The sequence below is a fragment of the Pseudomonas sp. BJa3 genome (assembly GCF_026343815.1).
GTDB lineage: Bacteria > Pseudomonadota > Gammaproteobacteria > Pseudomonadales > Pseudomonadaceae > Aquipseudomonas > Aquipseudomonas soli.
This window is the reverse complement of record NZ_JAOXMC010000007.1, coordinates 33,623-51,744: the sequence shown is the minus strand read 5'-3', so window position 1 is coordinate 51,744 and position 18,122 is coordinate 33,623. Positions and strand designations below refer to the sequence as shown.

Annotated in this window: 13 protein-coding genes; 5 read left to right on the top strand and 8 right to left on the bottom strand. The window is 64.9% G+C overall.

Translation table 11 applies throughout. The annotated features are described in order from the left end of the window. The first annotated feature begins 3 nt into the window (after positions 1-3). From mfd to OH705_RS09955, 3 genes are read left to right on the top strand one after another with little or no spacing between them, the layout of a single operon-like run. Positions 4-3,453 (top strand): transcription-repair coupling factor, encoded by a 3,450-nt coding sequence (mfd, locus tag OH705_RS09965; RefSeq protein WP_038705749.1) that lies wholly within the window; start codon positions 4-6, stop codon positions 3,451-3,453. A 9-nt stretch (positions 3,454-3,462) separates the two neighbouring features. Continuing rightward, complete coding sequence (locus OH705_RS09960) at positions 3,463-4,023, top strand: CsiV family protein (protein WP_267302090.1); 561 nt, start codon at positions 3,463-3,465, stop codon at positions 4,021-4,023. 4 nt (positions 4,024-4,027) lie between these two features. After that, complete coding sequence (locus OH705_RS09955; protein WP_267302089.1) at positions 4,028-7,342, top strand: SNF2-related protein; 3,315 nt, start codon at positions 4,028-4,030, stop codon at positions 7,340-7,342. A gap of 67 nt (positions 7,343-7,409) precedes the next feature. Here OH705_RS09955 and nagZ read toward each other — a convergent pair whose 3' ends face one another. Both nagZ and OH705_RS09945 read right to left on the bottom strand, forming a co-directional pair. Then, the gene (nagZ, locus tag OH705_RS09950) at positions 7,410-8,408 is read right to left on the bottom strand and encodes a beta-N-acetylhexosaminidase (protein ID WP_177410847.1); all 999 of its coding nucleotides are present in this window, start codon (positions 8,406-8,408) and stop codon (positions 7,410-7,412) included. Between the two features lie 180 nt (positions 8,409-8,588). Beyond that, positions 8,589-9,293 carry a TetR/AcrR family transcriptional regulator gene (locus tag OH705_RS09945; protein ID WP_046856397.1) on the bottom strand — a complete coding sequence of 235 codons (705 nt, stop codon included), beginning with the start codon at positions 9,291-9,293 and terminating at the stop codon, positions 8,589-8,591. Positions 9,294-9,502: 209 nt separating this feature from the next. Between OH705_RS09945 and lexA the strand changes: the two genes are divergently transcribed. Together lexA and sulA are read left to right on the top strand one after the other, a co-directional pair. Further along, on the top strand, positions 9,503-10,111 hold the full coding sequence (gene lexA / locus OH705_RS09940) for a transcriptional repressor LexA (RefSeq protein WP_023632613.1): 609 nt from the start codon (positions 9,503-9,505) through the stop codon (positions 10,109-10,111). Positions 10,112-10,124: 13 nt separating this feature from the next. Beyond that, positions 10,125-10,601 (top strand): SOS-induced cell division inhibitor SulA, encoded by a 477-nt coding sequence (gene sulA, locus OH705_RS09935; protein WP_104444211.1) that lies wholly within the window; start codon positions 10,125-10,127, stop codon positions 10,599-10,601. Positions 10,602-10,652: 51 nt separating this feature from the next. Here the strand turns inward: sulA and OH705_RS09930 are convergent, their stop codons facing one another. The 6 genes from OH705_RS09930 to fadB form a co-directional block, all read right to left on the bottom strand. After that, positions 10,653-10,886: a hypothetical protein gene (locus tag OH705_RS09930; RefSeq protein ID WP_023630868.1), complete on the bottom strand. Its 234-nt coding sequence runs from the start codon at positions 10,884-10,886 to the stop codon at positions 10,653-10,655. Between the two features lie 51 nt (positions 10,887-10,937). Beyond that, complete coding sequence (locus OH705_RS09925) at positions 10,938-11,459, bottom strand: DUF6586 family protein (RefSeq protein WP_023630869.1); 522 nt, start codon at positions 11,457-11,459, stop codon at positions 10,938-10,940. Positions 11,460-11,569: 110 nt separating this feature from the next. Next, positions 11,570-14,179, bottom strand: a complete 2,610-nt coding sequence (gene topA, locus OH705_RS09920; RefSeq protein WP_038705745.1) for a type I DNA topoisomerase — start codon at positions 14,177-14,179, stop codon at positions 11,570-11,572. 100 nt (positions 14,180-14,279) lie between these two features. Beyond that, positions 14,280-14,531 (bottom strand): DUF1653 domain-containing protein, encoded by a 252-nt coding sequence (locus tag OH705_RS09915; RefSeq protein WP_031314692.1) that lies wholly within the window; start codon positions 14,529-14,531, stop codon positions 14,280-14,282. A gap of 78 nt (positions 14,532-14,609) precedes the next feature. Next, the gene (gene fadA / locus OH705_RS09910) at positions 14,610-15,785 is read right to left on the bottom strand and encodes an acetyl-CoA C-acyltransferase FadA (RefSeq protein ID WP_023629457.1); all 1,176 of its coding nucleotides are present in this window, start codon (positions 15,783-15,785) and stop codon (positions 14,610-14,612) included. A 30-nt stretch (positions 15,786-15,815) separates the two neighbouring features. Beyond that, on the bottom strand, positions 15,816-17,963 hold the full coding sequence (fadB, locus tag OH705_RS09905; protein ID WP_038705744.1) for a fatty acid oxidation complex subunit alpha FadB: 2,148 nt from the start codon (positions 17,961-17,963) through the stop codon (positions 15,816-15,818). Positions 17,964-18,122 lie beyond the last annotated feature (159 nt).

Here is an 18,122-nt window from a genome sequence, read left to right as displayed (position 1 = left end):
CCCGTGTCAGTTCTGCGCCTACCGCAAATGTCGGCCACGGCCGGCAAACAAACCTGGGGCAACCTGCCCGGCGCGGCCTTGAGCCTGGCCGTCGCCGAGGCTGCCAGTACCGCCGGTCGCTTCACCTTGCTGCTGACCGCCGACAGCCAGGCGGCCGACCGCCTGGAGCAGGAACTGCGCTTTTTCGCGCCGGAACTGCCGGTGCTGCCCTTCCCCGATTGGGAAACCCTGCCCTACGACCTGTTCTCGCCGCACCAGGACATCATCTCCCAGCGCATCGCCAGCCTCTATCGGTTGCCGGAGCTGAGCCATGGCATTCTCGTCGTGCCGATCACCACCGCCCTGCACCGCCTGGCCCCCACGCGCTTCCTGCTGGGCAGCAGCCTGGTGCTGGACGTGGGCCAGAAGATCGACGTCGAGCAGATGCGCGCGCGCCTGGAAGCCAGCGGCTACCGCTGCGTCGACACGGTCTACGAGCACGGCGAGTTCGCCGTGCGCGGCGCGCTGATCGACCTGTTCCCGATGGGCAGCAAACAGCCGTACCGCATCGACCTGTTCGACGACGAGATCGAGACCCTGCGCACCTTCGACCCGGAAAGCCAGCGCTCGATCGACAAGGTCGACTCGATCCGCCTGCTGCCGGCGCGCGAGTTCCCCATGCAGAAGGACGAGGTGACGCGCTTCAAGGCGCGCTTCCGCGAACGCTTCGACGTCGACTTCCGCCGTAGCGCGATCTTCCAGGACCTCACCAGCGGCATCATCCCCGCCGGCATCGAGTACTACCTGCCGCTGTTCTTCGAAGAAACCGCCACCCTGTTCGATTACCTGCCGGCCGACACCCAGGTGTTCTCGCTACCGGGCGTGGAACAGGCCGCCGAACACTTCTGGAACGATGTGCGCGGGCGTTATGAAGAGCGCCGCGGCGACATGACCCGGCCACTACTGCCCCCTGCGGAACTGTTCCTGCCGGTGGAGGATTGCTTCGCCCGCCTCAAGCAATGGCCACGGGTGGTAGTCAGCGCCGAGGACCTCGACGCCGGCGCGGGGCGCGAGCGCTTCCCCGCCCGTGCCCTGCCCAACCTGGCCATCGAGGCCAAGGCCCACCAGCCGCTGGCGGAACTGGCCAACTTCCTCGACCAGTTCAGCGGCCGCGTGCTGTTCACCGCCGAGTCCGCGGGCCGGCGCGAAGTGCTGCTGGAGCTGCTCGAGCGCCTCAAGCTGCGCCCGCAGACGGTCGACAGCTGGGCCGACTTCGTCACCGGCGGCGAACGCCTGGCGATCACCATCGCCCCCCTGGACGACGGCCTGCTGCTGGACGACCCGGCCATTGCCCTGGTAGCGGAAAGCCCGCTGTTCGGCCAGCGCGTGATGCAGCGCAGGCGCCGCGAGAAACGCGGCGAGGCGGCCAACGACGCGGTGATCAAGAACCTCACCGAGCTGCGCGAAGGCGCGCCGGTGGTGCACATCGACCATGGGGTGGGCCGCTACCTGGGCCTGGCCACCCTGGAAATCGACGGCCAGGCCGCCGAGTTCCTCACCCTCGAATACGCCGAGGGCGCCAAACTCTACGTGCCGGTGGCCAACCTGCACCTGATTGCCCGCTACACCGGCAGCGACGATGCACTCGCCCCGCTGCACCGACTCGGCTCCGAAGCCTGGCAGAAAGCCAAGCGCAAGGCCGCCGAGCAGGTGCGCGACGTCGCCGCCGAGCTGCTCGATATCTACGCCCGCCGTGCCGCGCGCAAGGGCTACGCTTTCGCCGACCCGGCCGCCGACTACGCCACCTTCAGCGCCGGTTTCCCGTTCGAGGAAACCCCCGACCAGCAGACCGCCATCGAGGCGGTGCGTGCCGACATGCTCGCCGGCCAGCCCATGGACCGCCTGGTGTGCGGCGACGTCGGCTTCGGCAAGACAGAGGTGGCCATGCGCGCCGCCTTCATCGCCGTGCACAGCGGCCGCCAGGTGGCGGTGCTGGTGCCCACGACCCTGCTCGCCCAGCAGCACTACAACAGCTTCCGCGACCGCTTCGCCGACTGGCCGGTGAAGGTCGAGGTGATGAGCCGCTTCAAGTCGGCCAAGGAAGTGGCCAGCGCCGCGGCGGATCTTGCCGAGGGCAAGATCGACATCCTCATCGGCACTCACAAGCTGCTGCAGGACGACGTGCGCTTCAAGGACCTGGGCCTGGCCATCATCGACGAGGAACACCGCTTCGGCGTGCGCCAGAAGGAACAGCTCAAGGCGCTGCGCAGCGAGGTGGACATCCTCACCCTGACCGCCACGCCGATTCCGCGCACGCTGAACATGGCCGTGTCGGGCATGCGCGACCTGTCGATCATCGCCACGCCCCCGGCGCGGCGCCTGTCGGTGCGCACCTTCGTCATGGAGCAGAACAAGAGCACGGTGAAGGAAGCGCTGCTGCGCGAACTGCTGCGCGGCGGCCAGGTGTACTACCTGCACAACGATGTGAAAACCATCGAGAAGTGCGCGGCCGAGCTGGCCGAACTGGTGCCCGAGGCACGCATAGGCATCGGCCACGGGCAGATGCGCGAACGCGAGCTCGAGCAGGTGATGAGCGACTTCTACCACAAGCGCTTCAACGTGCTGATTGCCTCGACCATCATCGAGACCGGCATCGACGTGCCAAGCGCCAACACCATCGTCATCGAGCGCGCCGACAAGTTCGGCCTGGCGCAATTGCACCAACTGCGTGGCCGGGTCGGGCGCAGCCACCACCAGGCCTATGCCTACCTGCTGACCCCGCCGCGCCAGCAGATCAGCGCTGACGCCGAGAAACGCCTGGAGGCCATCGCCAATACCCAGGACCTGGGCGCGGGCTTCGTCCTGGCCACCAACGACCTGGAGATCCGCGGCGCCGGCGAACTACTCGGCGAAGGCCAGAGCGGGCAGATCCAGGCGGTCGGTTTCACCTTGTACATGGAGATGCTCGAACGCGCGGTCAAGGCCATCCGCAAGGGCACCCAGCCGAACCTCGAACAGCCGCTTGGCGGCGGCCCGGAGATCAACCTGCGCCTACCGGCGCTGATCCCCGAGGACTACCTGCCCGACGTGCATGCGCGCCTGATCCTGTACAAGCGCATCGCCTCGGCAGCCGACGAAGAGGGGCTCAAGGACTTGCAGGTGGAGATGATCGACCGCTTCGGGCTGCTGCCGGAGCCGACCAAGAACCTGATGCGCCTGACCCTGCTCAAGCTGCAGGCGGAAAAGCTCGGCATCAAGAAGGTCGATGCCGGCCCCAACGGCGGCAAGCTCGAATTCGAAGCCGAAACCCCGGTCGACCCGCTGACCCTGATCAAGCTGATCCAGGGCCAGCCCAAACGCTACAAGTTCGAAGGCGCGACCCAGTTCCGCTTCCTGGTGCCGATGGAACGCCCCGAAGAACGTTTCAACACCCTGGAAGCGCTGTTCGAGCGCCTCACCCCACAAAATCCATAAGGAAGCTTCATGCGTGCCATCCGTTGCCTGACCCTGCTGCTGGCCCTGCTCACGCCAGCTGCCTTCGCCGCAGGCCCCTACCAGGTGGAAATGATCCTGGTGCGGCAGAACGCCGTGCCGGCGATCACCAGCCCGTTCGCCCCGGAAGACTGGAGCGCCGGCGCGCCGCGCCTGGAAAAAGGCGCCGAGCGCCCGACCGGCCTGGGTGACGAAGTCACCCGCCTGCAGGCCACCGCCGACTACACCGTGCTGCTGCACAAGGCCTGGCAGCAGGATGGCGAAACCGTTGCCCTGAGTGCCGGTGACGAACAGTTCGGCCACTTCCCGATCGAAGGCAACCTGAGCATCCAGGAAAACCGCTTCATCGCCGTCGACGCAAACCTCTGGGTCAACCAGCTCGACAGCAATGGCAGCGTGCTGCGCAGCGAGCAATTCAAGCAGAGCAACAGCAACATGAAAGCCGGGCAGCTGACCTTCCTCGATGGGGGTCACCTGGCCGTGCTGCTCAAGGTATCTCCTGCCGGCATGCGCAAGATGCCACTGCCGGATCCGGAAATGATGGAGCAGTGAAACCGTGAACGCCGATGTGCAGAAGCTGGTAGCCGAGAATCGGAGCTGGAAGCGCGACTTTTCCGCGGCCACCCTGCAACGTGGCGAGCGCTACGCCGAACAGGGCCTGGTGCAGATCCAGTCCCACGGCGAATCTCGCATCGATTCAACCTGCCGCGGCAGCGGCGGCAATGTCTACCGCCAGCGGATCATCATCACTGCGCGGCCATCCGGGCAATGCCACGTGCGCGGCAACTGCTCCTGCCCGGTCGGCGAGAACTGCAAGCACTGCGCCGCCGCGCTCTACACCCTGGCCAGCAGCTACGGGCGTGGTGCGGCCAGCGGCGAGCAACTGCCTCATCACCTGCAGCATTGGCTGCAGGGCCTGGAGCAGCCCACCCCCAGGCAAGACGGCGCTGAAGACCGGCGCGGGCGCATGGTCTGTTACGAGTTGATGCTCGTCGATGACCACAGCAGCTGCGCGCTGCGCGTGCGCAAGGGTACTCGCGAAGAGCACGGCATCCGCTACAGCCGCATCCATTCGTTATACGAATTGCTTTACGAGCCGCCAAAGTACGTCAAGGAGGAAGACCTGCGCATCCTGCGCCAGCTCTCCGCGCAGAACGCACCCTACGGCCAGGAACGCGGCTACACGCTCAAGGGTCATGAAGGCGGCGAGTTGCTGCAGCGGGTGCTGGACACCGGGCGCCTGATGTTCATCGAAGGGCTGCCGCTGCTGCAACAGGGCGCGGAACGCCGGGCACAGTTCCGCTGGGTTCGCCTGGACAATGGTGACTACCGAGGCATGTGGTACTGCGGCGAGCAGCCGCTCAATTGCATACTGCCGCTGATACCGCTGTTCTATTTCGATATCGATACCAAGGAAGTCGGTACCGTCAGCCACGACCTGGACCCGCATACCGCCCTGCAGCTGTCCCTTGCCCCCGATGTACCGGAACACCTTATCGTGCCTCTCAGCCACAAGCTCAACGCGCTCAACCATCGCCTGCCGACCCCCACCGCCGTGCAGGAAGAACAGCTCGACGGCATCGAGCCAATCCCGCACCTGACCCTCGGCAGCCTGGAATTCAGCGCCTACACGCCCAAGACCGGGCGCATGCAACGCCAGATGCAGCACCGCGCCGCGCTGGCATTCGACTACGACGGCCTGCGTGCAAGCGGCAGCGACGACAAGCCACTCAGCCGCCTGGTGGGCACCACCAGCCAGCGCATCCAGCGCCAGCCACAGGCCGAGCAGGCCCTGCGCAAGGCCCTGCGCGACCACGGCTTCAAGGTGGCCACCCGCCAGAGCAAGGCCCTGCCCGACAGCGCCGGCGAAATGTACCAGTTGCCCGACGACGAAGCCTGGCTGCGCTTCGCCCGCGAGGGCCTGCCGCGCCTGCGCGAGGCAGGCTGGGTGATCGACGTGCACCGCGACTTCGCCTTCAACCTGCACGAGGTCGACGACTGGTATGCGACCATCGAGGAAGCGCCAGGCCACGAATGGTTCGACCTCGAACTGGGTATCGTGGTCGACGGCCAGCGCCACAGCCTGCTGCCAATTGTGCTGCAACTGCTGCGCACCAGCCCGGAACTGCTGCGGCCCAGCGAACTGGCGCGGCGCAATGACGACGAGCACCTGCTGATCGACCTCAACCGCGCCCGCCATGACGGCCCGGCGTTGCGGGTCGCCCTGCCCTACGGGCGCATCAAGGCGGTGATGGGCACCCTGGGCGAACTGTACCTGCACGACGACGCCGTGGGCCCGAGCCTGCGCCTGGACCGCACCGATGCCGCGCGCCTCAACGACATCGACCACCTGCCGCTGCAATGGGAAGGTGGCAGCCATGTGCGCGACCTCGGCCGGCGCCTGCGCGACGCCCGCGACCTGCAGGTGACGCCGCCCGAAGGCCTGAACGCCACATTGCGCCCCTACCAGCAGCAGGGCCTGAACTGGCTGCAAGCCCTGCGCGAAATGGGCACCGGCGGCATCCTCGGCGACGACATGGGCCTGGGCAAGACCCTGCAGACCCTGGCCCACCTGCAGTTGGAGAAGGAAAGCGGGCGACTGGAACATCCGGCGCTGGCGGTGATGCCTACCAGCCTGGTGCCCAACTGGCTCGACGAAGCCCGGCGCTTCGCCCCCGGCCTGCGCGTGCTAGCCTTGCATGGCCCGGGCCGCAACAAGCACTTCGCCAACCTCGCCGAGCATGATCTGGTGCTGACCACCTACGCCCTGGTCCCCCGCGACCTGGAGCCACTCAAGGCCCAGCCCTGGCACCTGCTGGTGCTGGACGAGGCGCAGAACATCAAGAGCAGCACCAGCAAGGCCGCCCAGGCCGTGCGCGAGCTGCAGGCCTGCCAGCGGCTGTGCCTGACCGGCACGCCGATGGAGAACAACCTCGGCGAGCTGTGGTCGATCTTCCATTTCCTGATGCCCGGCTGGCTGGGCGACAGCAAGCGCTTCACCCAGGACTACCGTACCCCGATCGAGCGCCACGGCGACGCCGAGCGCATGGCCCACCTGGCCAGCCGCATCCGCCCGTTCCTGCTGCGCCGCACCAAGGAACAGGTGGCCACCGAACTGCCGGCCAAGACCGAGATGATCCACTGGGTCGAGCTCAGCGACGCCCAACGCGACACCTACGAGACGCTGCGGGTGGCAATGGACAAGAAGGTCCGCGACGAGATCGCCCGCAACGGCGCCGCGCGCAGCCAGATCGTCATCCTCGACGCACTGCTCAAGTTGCGCCAGGTGTGCTGCGACCTGCGCCTGGTCAAGGGCACCGAGGCCAAGGGCTCGTTCGCCGACAAGGGCAAGCTGGGCAGCCTGCTGGAGATGCTCGAGGAGTTGCTCAGCGAGGGGCGCAAGGTGCTGCTGTTCTCGCAGTTCACCTCGATGCTGGCACTGATCGAGTTCGAGCTGGAGAAGCGCGGCATCCGCTACAGCCTGCTGACCGGCGACACCCGCGACCGTCGCGCCCCCGTGCAGCAGTTCCAGAATGGCGACAGCGAGGTATTCCTGATCAGCCTCAAGGCTGGCGGCACGGGGCTTAACCTGACCGCCGCCGACACCGTGATCCACTACGACCCGTGGTGGAACCCGGCCAGTGAAAACCAGGCCACCGACCGCGCCTACCGCATCGGCCAGGACAAGCCGGTGTTCGTGTTCAAGCTGATCACCCGGGGAACGGTGGAAGAGAAGATCCAGCAGTTGCAGCAAGAGAAGGCGGCACTGGCAGCCGGGCTGCTCGACGGCGGGCAGGCCGGGCAATGGCGGTTGGGGGATGAAGAGATCGAGGCGCTGTTCGCGCCACTGCCGGGTAAACGAAGCAAGTAGAAGCCCGCTGCCACTAACCCTCAGGGCTTCGTGGCAGCGGGCTTGCCCCGCGAGAAGGCCAGCGAGGTCAGTCGACCAGCTGGGCTTCCTTCAACGCCCCCAGCGCCTCCAGCCAACGCGGCTGCTGGCGGTAATCGGTACGCGCAAAGCCCTGCCCGCGCATCCGTGCAATCCGCGGCGACGGCTTGACCTTCATGCGCTGCGCCGCGCTCAGCGCCAGCTCGGCCGAAGCCCGGTCATTGCACACCAGGCCCATGTCGCAGCCCGCGCTCAGCGCGGCCTCGATGCGGCTGGCGGCATCGCCCACCACGTGGGCGCCAGCCATGGACAGGTCGTCGCTGAAGATCACCCCGTCGAAGCCCAGCTCGCCGCGCAGGATGTCCTGCAGCCAGCGCCGGGAAAAGCCGGCAGGCTGGTTGTCGACCTGCGGGTAGATCACGTGGGCCGGCATCACCGCCGCCAACTGGCCGCTCAGGCGGGTGAACGGCACCAGGTCGGCTGTGCGCAGCTGTTCCAGGCTGCGCTCATCGACCGGGATCGCCACATGGGAATCGGCCTCGGCCCAGCCGTGACCGGGGAAATGCTTGCCACAGGCGGCCATGCCCGCGGCATTCATACCACGGATGAAGGCGCCGGCCAGTTCGGTAGCCCGCTGTGGATTGCCTTCGAAGGCACGGCTGCCGACCACCGCACTGCGCTGATGGTCGAGGTCCAGCACCGGGGCAAAGCTCAGGTCCAGGCCTACCGCCAGCACCTCGGTGGCCATCAGCCAGCCGCACTGCTCGGCCAGGTATTCGGCATTGGCGTTGTCGGCGATGGCGCGCATGGCCGGCAGGCGCACGAAGCCCTGGCGCAGGCGCTGGACCCGCCCGCCTTCCTGGTCCACGGCGAGGATCAGCTCGGGACGGATGGCGCGGATCGAGGCGCACAACTCGCGCACCTGGCGCGGGCTGTCGATGTTGCGGGCAAAGATGATGAGGCCGGCCACTTCGGGCTGGCGCAGCAGATGGCGGTCTTCGGCGGTCAGCCATTTACCGGCGATGTCCACCATCAGGGAGCCTTGCAGGCTGGCAGTCATAGGGAGTCCTTCATTGAAGATCCGGAGGTCGCGCAGACGCACGCACACATCGGACAACGCGGTGTCCGATGGTTCAGTGGCGAAGCTGCCGTGCTGACGGGAATTGCGGCGGGGGCGAATTCAGGCATGGGCGCTAGCTTAGCGCAAGCGCCCTGCCCCGCCCAGTGCTCAGGCCTTGGCGGGCGCGCCGGACTTGCTGCGTGGGCGCAACTGCGCCGCGGCCATGGCCTGGTCGGTGACACCGCTGTCGGCACGCATGCCTGCGGCCAGAAACGGCACCATCAGGCGCATGACCTGCTCGATCGAGGTGTTGATGCCGAAGTCGGTTTCGGCAATGGCGCGCAGCGCCTTGATACCCGACATGCTGAACGCCGCGGCGCCGAGCATGAAGTGCACGCGCCAGAACAGCTCCAGTGGCGGAATGCGCGGCGCGGCCTCGTTGACCAGCAGCATGTAGCGGCGGAACACCTTGCCGTACATGTCTTCCAGGTAACGGCGCAGGTGCCCCTGGCTCTGGCTGAAGGCCAGGCCCAGCAGGCGCATGAAGATCGACAGGTCGTTGTTGCTGCGCGGTTGCACCACCAGGGCCTGCTCCACCAGCATTTCCAGCAGTTCCTCGAGCGAGGCCTTCTGCTCGGGACGCGCCTGGTGGCGGTCGAGCTCACGCTCCAGGCTGGCGCAGAAAGGGCCCAGGAAGCGGGAAAAGACCGCCTGGATCAGGGCTTTCTTCGATCCGAAATGGTAGTTCACCGCCGCCAGGTTGACCCCGGCCTTGCTGGTGATCAGCCGCAATGAGGTTTCCGCGAACCCGCGCTCCGCGAACAGCTGCTCCGCCGCATCGAGGATGCGCTCAACGGTTTCCGATTGGGCCATGACTACTCCGCCTGACAAACAGTTGTTTGAAACATACGTTTCAAGCCTGATTATGTCAAGGCTCAGTGACTGGGTGGTCGCTCATTTAAACACAGCCACAAGGCATTGAATGCGCACGCTTTGCAGCTGTTGTGCGGCAAGGGTGCTTGCAGCTTGCCAGCCACTGTATATAATCCCAGTCACTGTATATAAAGACAGAGCCCTCGCCCATGCTGAAACTGACGCCACGCCAAGCCGAGATTCTGGCTTTCATCAAACGCTGCCTCGAAGACAACGGCTTCCCGCCGACCCGCGCCGAAATCGCGCAGGAGCTGGGCTTCAAGTCGCCCAACGCCGCCGAGGAGCACCTGAAAGCCCTGGCCCGCAAGGGCGCCATCGAGATGACCCCTGGCGCTTCCCGCGGCATTCGCATCCCCGGCCTCGAGCCCAAGCAGGAGGACAGCGGCCTGCCCATCATCGGCCGCGTCGCCGCCGGTGCGCCGATCCTCGCCGAGCAGCACATCGAGGATTCCTGCAGCATCAACCCGGCCTTCTTCCATCCGCGCGCCGATTACCTGCTGCGGGTGCACGGCATGAGCATGAAGGACATCGGCATCTTCGACGGCGACCTGCTCGCCGTGCACACCACCCGCGAAGCCCGCAACGGCCAGGTGGTGGTAGCCCGTATCGGCGACGAAGTGACCGTCAAGCGCTTCAAGCGCGAAGGCAGTAAGGTCTGGCTGATCGCCGAGAACCCCGAATTCGCCCCCATCGAAGTCGACCTGAAGGAACAGGAGCTGGTGATCGAGGGCTTGAGCGTCGGCGTCCTGCGCCGCTGAACCAGGAGGCGTCATGCAGCCGTTCACCCATGCACCCCAGCAAGCCCAGTTGCCGCTGTTCGAGGCCTTCCTTGCCCAGCCAGTGCTGCCAGGCCTCAAGCCCAGCGAGGCGCCGCGCAAGAGCAGCCAGCCAGAGCTGTTCAGCGAGCTGGCCCTGCGCGGCGCGCCAGGGCACTGCCAGAGCCTGCTGGCGCCGATCCTGCGCGAACTCAGCGAAGAAGACGACAGCCGTTGGCTGACGCTCATCGCCCCACCCAGCAGCCTCACCCAGGCCTGGCTGCGTGATGCCGGCCTGAACCGCGAACGCATCCTGTTGCTGCAACCCGGCGGCAGGCAGACGGCCCTGCAACTGGCCTGCGAGGCGCTGCGCCTCGGGCACAGCCATACCGTGGTCAGCTGGCTGGGCACCATCAACAGCAACGCCCGCCAACAGCTGCAGCGCGCAGCCGCCAGCGGAAACGCACAAAGCCTGAACATCCGCCTCGGCTGATGTTCAGGCTTTGCCTGTCAAACGCTTGAAACCCTGGGCCGCTACCGTGGCTCAGTGAAGGACGCGCGGCCCCTCTTCTCGCTCGAAGTCGCCTTCAACCAGGCGGCCGGCCATTTGCACACCAACGCTGAGCATGGCCTTGGCCACTTCCACATGCTGTCCTTGCAGGAATGCCTTGGCATCCTCGGAAAAATCCAAGGTTACCAGGGAGCCTTCATCTTCGGCGCGGCGCAGCTCGATCCGGCCATCAGGCAACTCGACAATTTCTAGAAAGGACGTTGACATAAAGGGCCTGCTTTTCACGAAAGGCCGTTAGTGTACCAGCCATGGAAGCGCTCAGCACTCACTCAGCGCATCGCGGAATCGTCTCACCAGGCTTTTCAGGTTCTGCCGCCAGGCCTCCAGTTCCTCCCGGGAAAGCTCTGCCGGCTCAGGCTCGTCCAGATTGACGGCCTGGATCAGCGGCTGGGTAACGTCACCCTTCACGGTTTTCTTCGCGACCGGTGGTCGGAACAAATCGGCATAAGCCGCCAGCAGACGTGCCAGCCAGGTTTCCGGCTGGCGGGCGAGCTCCAGCAGCTCGGCCATTTCCGGGATCGCCACGCTCTGCAGCACCTCGTCGCTGAACAGCAATTCCGCCCGTGCCGCCGAGGCCTGGGGCAGGCGGTAGAAGCCGGCGATCTCGTGGCACAGCCCAAGCAGCGCGCCATACAGGTGGAACAGCGCCGACTCGCGCTCGGCCTGGAGCAGCCCCTGGGCATTCAGCGCCTGGCTGTCCGCGGCCTTAGCCATGGACTCCAGCGCGAGGCCGGCGAAGAACAGTTTCTGGTTGGTGCGGGTGTAGAGTTCCTGGGCCATTTCGACTGACTCCTGAAGGCTGCAAGGCGATTGCCTGCAGTTTCAGGGATTGCGCTTTGCTTGTCATCAAATGACTGGGGCTGCGGAGCGGCCCCAGTCACGCCTTCAGATCAGCGCTTGTCTTCGACCTTCCACGCCTTGCCGTCGTAGAACGCCTTCCAGCCGGTAGGCTTGCCGTCCACCTCGGACTGCACGTACTGCTCCTTGGTCTTGCGGCTGTAGCGGATCACCGTCGGGCGCCCTTCCGGGTCCTTCTGTGGCGCTTCGCAGAGGAAGTGATACTTCGGATCGATCTCGTGCTTGTGCGGGACGATCTCGAGCACCAGCGGCGCACGGGTTTCGCGGTTTTTCGGGAACTGGCTGGCCGCCAGGAACAAGCCCGAGGCACCGTCACGCAGCACGTAGGTATCGTCGACCTTCTCGCACTTGAGCTCCGGCATGTCCACCTTGTCCATCTTCGGTGGCGCCGCCTCGCCGCTCTTGAGCAACTTGCGGGTGTTCTTGCAGCTTGGGTTGGTGCAGCCGAAGAACTTGCCGAAACGGCCGGTCTTGAGCTGCATTTCGCTGCCGCACTTGTCGCATTCCAGGCTCGGGCCTTCGTAGCCCTTGATGCGGTAGTTGCCTTCCTCGATCTCGTAGCCGGCGCAATCCGGGTTGTTACCGCAGATGTGCAGCTTGCGCTTCTCGTCGAGCAGGTAGGCATCCATCGCCGTCGAACAGATCGGGCAGCGGTGCTTGCCGCGCAGCACCAGCGATTCGGACTCGCCCTCGTCGTCGGCGGCGATTTCGTCGCCCGGCACCAGGTTGACCGTCGCCTTGCAACGCTCCTTCGGCGGCAGGCTGTAACCCGAGCAGCCGAGGAACACACCGGTGGACGCAGTACGGATCATCATCGGCCGGCCACATTCCTTGCACGGAATGTTGGTCAGGGTCGGCTGGTTGGCACGCATGCCGTGCTCGCTGGACTCGGCGGTCTGCAACTTCTTGTTGAAGTCGCCATAGAACTCGTCGAGGACGTTCTTCCAGTCACGCTCGCCCTGGGCCACGTCGTCGAGGTTCTCCTCCATGCCGGCGGTGAAGCCGTAGTCCATCAGGTTGGCGAAGCTCTCGGACAGGCGCTCGGTGACGATGTCGCCCATCTTCTCGGAATAGAAGCGGCGGTTGTGCAGCGTGACGTAGCCGCGATCCTGGATGGTGGAAATGATCGCCGCATAGGTGGATGGGCGGCCGATACCGCGCTTTTCCATTTCCTTGACCAGGCTGGCTTCGGTGAAGCGCGCCGGCGGCTTGGTGAAGTGCTGGCTGGGATCGAGCTGGATCAGCTTGAGCGCTTCACCCTGGGCCATTTCCGGCAGCACGTCGTCTTCGCCCGGCTTGCTCTGCTGCGGCAGCACACGGGTGTAACCATCGAACTTGAGGATACGGCCCTTGGCGCGCAGCTCGAACTCACCCGCCACCACGGTGACGCTGGTGGACAGGTACTGCGCCGGCGGCATCTGGCAAGCCAGGAACTGGCGCCAGATCAGCTCGTACAGGCGCTCGGCGTCACGCTCCATGCCACTGAGCTTGGTGGGGTGGGTGCTGACGTCGGACGGGCGGATCGCTTCGTGCGCCTCCTGGGCCCCTTCCTTGCTGCCATAGACGATGGGCGCGGCAGGCAGGTACTGCTTGCCGAACTCCTTCTCGATGTAGCTGCGGGCCATCTCGACGGCGTCGGTCGACAGGTTGGTCGAATCGGTACGCATGTAGGTGATGTAGCCGGCTTCGTACAGACGCTGGGCCATCATCATGGTCTTCTTCACCCCGAAGCCCAGGCGGTTGCTTGCGGCTTGCTGCAGGGTGGAGGTAATGAACGGTGCCGAAGGCTTGCTGCTGGTCGGCCGGTCCTCGCGCTTGCTCACGCTGTAGCTGGAGGCCTTGAGCTTCTCCAGCGCGGCCATGGCCTGGGCTTCGTTGAGCGGCTTGAACGCCTCGCCCTTCTCGCGGGCCACTTCGAAACGCACCTTGGCGTTCTTGGCAGTGCCCAGGTCGGCGTGGACTTCCCAGTATTCTTCCGGGTTGAAGGCACGGATCTCACGCTCGCGCTCGACCACCAGCTTCACCGCCACCGACTGCACGCGGCCGGCGGACAGGCCACGCGCGATCTTCGCCCACAGCAGCGGCGAGACCATGTAGCCGACCACGCGGTCGAGGAAACGCCGCGCCTGCTGGGCATTGACCCGATCGATATCGAGCTCGCCCGGCTGGGAGAAGGCTTCCTGGATGGCTTTCTTGGTGATCTCGTTGAACACCACGCGCTTGTAGCGGCTGTCATCGCCGCCGATGGCCTCGCGCAGGTGCCAGGCGATGGCTTCCCCCTCGCGATCCAAGTCGGTTGCGAGATAGATGGTGTCAGCATCCTTGGCCAGGCGGCGCAGTTCCTCGATGACCTTCTCCTTGCCGGGAAGGATCTCGTACTTGGCCTTCCAGCCCGCCTCGGGGTCGACGCCCATGCGTGCGACCAGGGTGCGGCGCGCCTTCTCCTTCGGCGACAAGGCCGGAGCCTCGGCCGCGGCCTTGCCGCGCTTGGCCGCCGGTTCCTTGCTCGCACTGGCGGAACCGCTGGTGGGAAGGTCACGGATGTGGCCGATACTCGACTTCACCACGTACTGGCTGCCCAGGTACTTGTTGATGGTCTTGGCCTTGGCCGGGGATTCCACAATGACCAGCGATTTGCCCATGGATCGGAGTATTCCTGAATCTGAAGATGAAAAACGCGTCAGGTGCCGGACGCGGCACCGCTATATATAGTGGCAAAAGAGTGAGGTCAAGCGCGGTCTATCACTCGTGCGCCTTGCCCAGCCGCTCGCCGAGACCCTCTTCGACCTTGACCAAAGCAAAGCGTGGCACCTGCTCGCCGTCAACCTCGACGGACTCCTGGAACATCGAAAGTGGCCTGACCCAGAAGCTGTAGTCACCATACAGGCACTGGTAGAACACCATCCACTCCTCGCTCTCGGAGTGTCGCGCAGCGCTGAAAACACGGTACTCAGGGCCTTTGTAATGCCGGTACACACCAGGTTGTATCTGCATGTCGCTCGCCCTCTTGAACAAATCCTGTAAAAAACAAAAGCCGGGGCACATGGCCCCGGCTGCTGTCCTGCGCCGCGATCAGACGCGTTCGAAGACAGTGGTGATGCCTTGGCCCAGGCCGACACACATGGTGGCGACGCCCAGGGTACCGCCATTCTGCTTCATGACGTTGAGCAGGGTGCCGGAAATCCGCGCTCCCGAGCAACCGAACGGGTGACCCAGGGCGATAGCGCCGCCGTGCAGGTTAACCTTCTCATTCATCTTGTCGAGCACTTTCAGATCTTTCAGCACCGGCAGGGCCTGTGCGGCGAAAGCTTCGTTGAGCTCGAAGAAGTCGATGTCGGCGATGGTCAGACCAGCGCGCTTGAGGGCTTTCTGCGTCGAGGGGACCGGGCCGTAGCCCATGATCGCCGGATCCACACCGGCGACCGCCATCGAACGGATGACCGCCAGTGGCTGGATCCCCAGGTCCATGGCGCGCTGGCCGGACATGACGATCATGCACGAGGCGCCGTCGGTGATCTGCGACGAGGTGCCCGCGGTAACAGTACCACCTTTCGGGTTGAACGCCGGCTTGAGCGACGCCAGGCCTTCGAGGGTGGTTTCCGGGCGAATGGTCTCGTCGTAGTCGAAGACCTTCAGGAAGCCGTTCTCGTCGTAGCCCTGCATCGGGATGATCTCGTCCTTGAACTTGCCTTCGACCGTCGCCTTGTGGGCGAGCTGGTGCGAACGCACACCGAACAGATCCTGTTGCTCACGGGTGATGCCGTGCATCTTGCCCAGCATCTCGGCGGTCAGGCCCATCATCCCGGAAGCCTTGGCAGCGTGCAAGGACAGGTGCGGGTTGGGGTCGACGCCATGCATCATGCTGACGTGGCCCATGTGCTCGACACCACCGATGACGAACACGTCGCCGTTGCCGGTCATGATCGCCTGGGCGGCGGTGTGCAGCGCGCTCATCGACGAACCGCACAGGCGGCTGACGGTTTGCGCGGCGGAGGTGTGCGGGATCTGGGTCATCAACGACGCCATGCGGGCGATGTTCCAGCCCTGCTCCAGGGTCTGGTTGACGCAGCCCCAGATCACGTCCTCGACTTCCTTCGGGTCGACCTTGTCGTTGCGCTCCAGCAGCTTGCTGATCAGGTGCGCGGACATGTCTTCGGCACGGGTGTTGCGGTGCATGCCACCCTTGGAGCGGCCCATCGGCGTGCGACCGAAGTCGACAATCACCACGTCTCTTGGATTCAGGCTCATATCAATATTCTCGCTCTAGCTCGTGGGCGCTCAGTTGAAGAAGCGCTGGCCGTTCTTGGCCATTTCGCGCAGCTTCGCAGTGGGGTGGTACAGCGGCCCCAGGTCGGCGTACTTGTCGGCCAGTGCGACGAACTCGGCGACCCCGATCGAATCGATGTAGCGCAGCGCACCACCACGGAAGGGAGGGAAACCGATGCCGTAGACCAGACCCATGTCGGCCTCGGCGGCGGTGGCGACGATGCCGTCTTCCAGGCAGCGCACGGTCTCCAGGCACAGCGGCACCATCATCCAGTTGATGATGTCTTCGTCGGTGACTTCACGCTGCTCGAAGATGACCGGCTTGAGCACGTCGAGCACGCTGGCATCGGCGACTTTCTTCGGCTTGCCGCGCTTGTCGGTCTCGTAGGCGTAGAAGCCCTTGCCATTCTTCTGACCCAGGCGGTTGGCTTCGTACAGGGCGTCGACGGCGGAGCGACGATCGTCCTTCATGCGGTCCGGGAAGCCTTCGGCCATCACGTCGCGGCCATGGTGGCCGGTGTCGATGCCGACCACGTCCATCAGGTAGGCCGGGCCCATCGGCCAGCCGAACTTTTCCATCACCTTGTCGATGCGCACGAAGTCGACGCCAGCGCTGACCAGCTTGGCGAAGCCGCCGAAGTACGGGAACAGCACGCGGTTGACCAGGAAGCCCGGGCAGTCGTTGACCACGATCGGGTTCTTGCCCATCTTCTTGGCGTAGGCCACGGTGGTGGCCACGGCCACGTCGCTGGACTTCTCGCCACGGATGACTTCCACCAGCGGCATCATGTGCACCGGGTTGAAGAAGTGCATGCCGACGAAGTTTTCCGGACGCTTGAGCGCCTTGGCCAGCAGGTTGATGGAGATGGTCGAGGTGTTGGAGGCGAGGATCGCATCCTCTTTCACCTGGCCTTCCACCTCGGCCAACACGGCTTGCTTGACCTTCGGGTTCTCGACCACGGCCTCGACGATGATGTCGACATTGCCGAAGTCACCGTACGACAGGGTTGGGCGAATGGCGTTGAGGGCCTCGGCCATCTTGGCCGGAGTCAGGCGACCCTTCTCGACACGCTTGCCGAGCAGCTTGGAGGCCTCGTTCAGGCCCAGCTGGATGGCTTCCTCGCGGATATCCTTCATCAGGATCGGGGTGCCCTTGACCGCCGACTGGTAGGCGATGCCGCCACCCATGATACCGGCGCCGAGCACGGCAGCCTGTTTCACGTCGTGAGCAATCTCGTCGTGGGCCTTGGCCTTGCGCTTGAGCTCCTGGTCGTTCAGGAACAGGCCGATGAGGCTCTCGGCGACCGAAGTCTTGGCCAGCTTGGCGAAGCCTGCGGCCTCGACTTCCAGAGCCTTGTCACGGCCGAAGTTGGCGGCTTTCTGGATGGTCTTGATGGCCTCGACCGGCGCCGGATAGTTCGGACCGGCCTGGCCGGCAACGAAGCCCTTGGCAGTCTCGAAAGCCATCATCTGCTCGATGGCGTTGAGCTTGAGTTTTTCCAGCTTGGGCTGGCGCTTGGCCTTGTAGTCCAGCTCACCGCTGATGGCGCGCTTGACCAGGTCCAGGGCTCCGGCCTGCAGCAGCTCGGGGGCGACCACGGCATCGACGGCGCCGACTTTCAGGGCGTCCTCGGCGCGGTTTTCCTTGCCGGACGCAATCCACTCGATGGCGTTGTCCGAGCCGATCAGGCGCGGCAGGCGCACGGTGCCGCCAAAGCCTGGGTAGATGCCCAGCTTGACTTCCGGCAGGCCGATCTTGGCGCTGCTGGACATGACCCGGTAGTCTGCGGCCAGGCACATCTCCAGGCCGCCACCCAGGGCGATGCCGTTGATGGCGACCACGGTCGGCACCTGCAGGTCTTCGAAGTCACTGAAAATGCGATTGGCTTCCAGGTTGCCGGCGACCAGTTCGGCCTCGGGCAGCTTGAAGTTGTCGACGAACTCGGTGATGTCGGCGCCGACGATGAACACGTCCTTGCCACTGCTGACGATCACGCCCTTGACCGAGGCATCGGCCTTGATCACGTCCACGGCCTGACGCAGCTCGTTCAGAGTGAGACGGTTGAACTTGTTGACGGACTCACCCTTGAGGTCGAACTTCAGTTCGACGATGCCGCTTTCAAGAGCCTTAACCGTGATGGCTTTACCTTCGTAAATCATCAACTGATCTCCACGATATGGAAGCTGAACAGTACACGTCGATCGCTGGCAACAAGAGCCGGTTCTACCGGTCCCTCGCCCCAGGCACACCCGTCGACGCGCTAATCGGGATTCTGTAAGAGCCGTCTGACATACAAACGCTCAATTCATACGCCCGTT